Source organism: Pseudomonas sp. PIC25, assembly GCF_002286785.1.
Classification (GTDB): domain Bacteria; phylum Pseudomonadota; class Gammaproteobacteria; order Pseudomonadales; family Pseudomonadaceae; genus Pseudomonas_M.
The window spans coordinates 1-3,914 of record NZ_MUJY01000121.1 but is presented as its reverse complement, the minus strand read 5'-3'; the positions used below and the strand labels follow the sequence as shown (position 1 = coordinate 3,914).

At 64.1% G+C, this 3,914-nt stretch carries 3 protein-coding genes; all 3 read left to right on the top strand.

From position 1 onward, the window contains the following. Window positions 1-90 precede the first annotated feature (90 nt). The gene (locus BZL41_RS14515; protein WP_084335897.1) at window positions 91-966 is read left to right on the top strand and encodes a peptidylprolyl isomerase; all 876 of its coding nucleotides are present in this window, start codon (window positions 91-93) and stop codon (window positions 964-966) included. Continuing rightward, window positions 953-1,819, top strand: a complete 867-nt coding sequence (locus BZL41_RS14510; protein WP_143518091.1) for a peptidylprolyl isomerase — start codon at window positions 953-955, stop codon at window positions 1,817-1,819. Before BZL41_RS14515 ends, BZL41_RS14510 begins: the two co-directional genes overlap by 14 nt. Window positions 1,820-1,908: 89 nt before the next feature. Next, window positions 1,909-3,914: thrombospondin type 3 repeat-containing protein (locus BZL41_RS14505; RefSeq protein WP_174706172.1), on the top strand; the 2,006-nt coding region annotated here is incomplete at its 3' end.

Genomic DNA, 3,914 nt, shown 5'->3' with positions numbered 1-3,914 from the left:
ATTGTGAGCGGCGTCACGACTCTGTTCGTGGCCGACCTGTATACCGCAGCCGCGATTAAAAGGAATTTGACCTTTAAAGGTGGTGACCCCATGAAGCAGTTCCAACGCCTCGCCCTGGCGACCTCCCTCCTGGCCCTGACCCTGGCGGGCTGTGACTCCGGTGGCGATTCCATCGCCGTGGTGAACGGCAAACCCGTTTCTCAGGAACGCTTCGATGCCTACCTGAAACTCAAGCGCGTGCCCACGCAGAACAGCGAATGGGTCGAGCGCGAACTCGATGAATACCTTGAACGTGAAGGTCTGGCCGGCCAGATCGAGGCCCAGGGCTTGCTGCCGGTGGAGCAGGTCGAGGCCGAGGTCGCCGAGTTCCGCAAGCAGATGCTCATCAGCCGTTACTTCGAAGAGTTCCTGCGCGAGCGGGTGACCGACGAGGCGGTGCGCAATTTCTACGCGACCAATCCCGACCAGTTCCAGGCCAGGAAGGTCCATGTCGCCCATATCCTCCTGCGTACCAATCCCGGCATGAGCGACGGCGAGCGCCAGGCCTTGCTGACCCGTGCCCAGGAGGTTTACTCGCGGGCGAAGGCCCAGGAAGACTTCGGCGCGCTGGCCAAGCAATTCTCCGAAGACCAGCTTTCCGCCCAACAGGACGGCGATCTGGGCTGGTTGCAGGAAGGTGCCATCGACCCGACCTTCAGCACCAAGGTGTTTTCCATGAAGGCCGGTGAGTTGTCGGAGCCGGTGGTCACGCCATTCGGCTTCCACGTCATCAAGGTCATCGAGGGGCCTCAGGTGATCAAGCAGCCGTTCGAGGCGGTGAGCGGCGACATCCGCTACCGGCTACGCCAGGAGGCCAAGCAGGCCGAGCTGGACCGTTTGAAGCAGGCGGCGAAGATCGAGAAGAAAGAAAAACCGGAAGCCGAGAAGACCGCAGCCAAGGATGACGAAAAACGTGCAGACAGTTAAGTGGGCCTTGGGCTGCGCCATCGCCGGCCTGCTCCTGAGCGGATGCAAGGAGGACTCGCGGGAGGCCTTGCGGGACGTCCCCGTCGAGCCATCCGCGACCCTGGTGACCGTCGAGGGAACGCCTATCACGCGGGCCCAACTGGAGCAGACGATCGAGCGCACGCTGGGCGACTCCGCACCTCTCGTGGCCAATGACGAGGTGGAGCGCAAGATTCTCGAGAGCCTGGTAAGCAGCCGGGCCATGGCATTGCTGGCCGAGCGTGAACTGGGCGCTTCCGAGCGCGAACAGTTGGAACTCAAGACCCAGGCATACCGGGAAGAGCTGCTGGTGCGTCACTACCTGCAAGCCCATGCCACACCGGAGCCGGTTACCACCGAAGCGGTGGCTCAGTATTACGAGCGCCATCCCGAGGAGTTCGGCGGCGGTATCGAGAAAAGCTTCGAGATCATCGCCAGCTCCGGCGAACTCGACGAGAAGCAGCGGACCGAACTGATCGGACTGCTCAGCGGTGCCGAAGTGAAAGGCCAGGACTGGGCCGCTCTGGTAGCCGGCTGGCGGGCGGCCGGCAGACCGCTGGAATACCGGCAGAACCGACTGAAGATCGAGCTGCTGGACCAGCCGTTGCGCAGCCTGGTGGAACCGACAGCCGTGGGCTCCATTGCACCGCTGTATGCCGATGGCCAGTTGCTGTTGGTCCGGGTGACCGGCGAGGAGCGCTTGCCGGGCAAGCCCTTGGCCGAAGTCAGCGGCCTCATTCGCGAAAGACTGGCGCCCCAGGCCCTGAAAGCAGCGGTGAAGGCCTTGAGCGAGCAAGCGATAGAACAAGTGAACGTGCAATACAGCTCGCACTGAGACGAGCGATGCCAACTACGGCCGTCATTTCGCCGGCTGGTTCAAGGGACAGCGGCAGGGCAGCCTGTATCTGAGCGGATGGAAAAGCTATGGGGATGCTGAAGGGGGAGGTCAGGCATAGCCGGCTGCTGGCGGGGTTGGCTTGGCTGCTGCTGTGCGCCGGAAGTCTGGCCCAGGCGGCGGATGCCTGCCGTGCCGTTTTCAGCGGCGGTTTGCAGACCCATGGCAGCGGCGGTGTCGTCTTCCAGTGGGGCGCACAACTGCTGGGCAACACCAACCCGGTGATCGATACCCGCAGTGTGCGGAACCCGTGGGGCACGCCCACGTGCGGTACGCAAAACTGCCAGGCCAGCGGTTTCGACGCATCCTCTCTGAACCTGGCTCTGCCGAATATCGTCGCGCAGCACGACCTGCGCGTGAATTACCTGGGGAATGGCGAAGCGGGTGGCGAGGCGCTGAATCGCTACCGCTCCATCACTCTGGATGCCGGCGCCACCCTGAGCTTCAACCCACGGCACCAGGCCTATTACATCCAGCGGCTCAGCCTCGCCTACGGTGCCAAGGTCACGCTGGCACCGGGGCGCTATTGGATTGGCCAGCTGGACATGGCCGCCAACAGCCAACTGCGAGTGGCGGGTGGAACCGCCAAGGTAATACTGGGCAGCAGTCTCAACCTGCCTTTCCATGCCCGCGTCAATGGCGTCGATGACGGTTCGGGAACGCCGGAGTTCCTGCAGCTCTTCGTACTTGGCGATCTCAACCTGGAGTCTTCCGCCGCGGTCAATGCGCTGGCCTACGTCGAAGGCGACTATCGTGCCGCCTTCGCCGCCCGTTTCAACGGAGCGCTCAATGCCCGCTCGGCGGAACTTGGCACCGCCGCTCGCATCGAGAACCGTCCGGCCGCCATCGCGACGCTACCCTGGAACAGTCAATGCCAGGAGCGGGGCGATCTGGACAGTGACGGCCTGATCGACCTGTTCGACGACGACACCGATGGCGATGGCTACGACGACGAGCGTGAGCGTGTCGCCGGTAGCGACATGCGCGATGCCCAGAGCACGCCGGACGCACCGCCGCCCTCCATCCAGCCGAATCTCTGTGTGGCGGCGTTCGCCAAAGGCTTGCAGAGCCACGCCAGCGATGGCCGCATCGGCTTTGGCTTCAACGCGCAATTGCGCGATGGGCCGACGGCATACCTGCCGGCCATGCGCGTCGACAACAGCTTCGCCTCGGCCGTTCGCAGTTGCGGCAGCAGCGATTGCCAGGCCAGCTTCACGCCAGCCCGGGTGCCGGCCTTGCCGGCGTTTCTCAAGACGACCGACGGCTTTCGCCAGGATGTGCCTTTCGCCGGCAGCGCGACGCTCGACGGCAGTCGCAAGGAGTGGGCTCGCCTGACAGTGGGTGGCCTGGCCAGTGCGCGTTTCACGACGACTGGCAGCTACCGGTTGCGCGAGCTGGAAGTCGGCTACCGGAGCACACTGGAGCTGGCACCGGGGGACTATTGGATCGAGAAGCTGATCGTCGGTACCGAAGCCCGCATCCTGCCCCTGGCCGGTAGCGGTACCGTTCGCCTGCATGTGCTGAATAACCTCGATCTGCCGTGGCAGGCCCGCCTCAATGCCACCGGCTACGAACGGCCAGGCGATCCATCCCGCTTGCTGGTGTTGGCTGAAAATGGCGTCACCCTGGCCTCCAGCACGACGGTCGCGGGTTTCATCTATGCCCGTGGCAATCTCACCCAGCAGTACGGGGCCTTGCTGTACGGGGGAGCCGTGGCAGCCAATCTGTCGCTGGATACCCTGGCGCGTACGCACTTCAACGCCGCTGCCCTGACCAAGGTCGACTTCGGTTCGTTGTGCGATCTGGATGGCGACGGTATCGGCGACAACCAGGACGAAGACCGCGACGGCGACGGCATCTCCAACGAATATGAGGAGCAGGCCGGGACCAACCCGGACGACCCTGCCAGCGTGCCGCCGGATGCCGATCGCGACGGCATCCCCGATAGCCTCGATGACGACCGTGACGGTGACGGCGTGCCCAATGCCCAGGACGCCTTCCCGGATGATCCGGCCGAGAGCAAGGACACCGATGG

What these genes read in the sequence shown, in the direction of transcription:
- BZL41_RS14515 (WP_084335897.1), top strand. Translation starts at nt 91, where the DNA reads ATGAAGCAGTTCCAACGCCTCGCCCTGGCGACCTCCCTCCTGGCCCTG.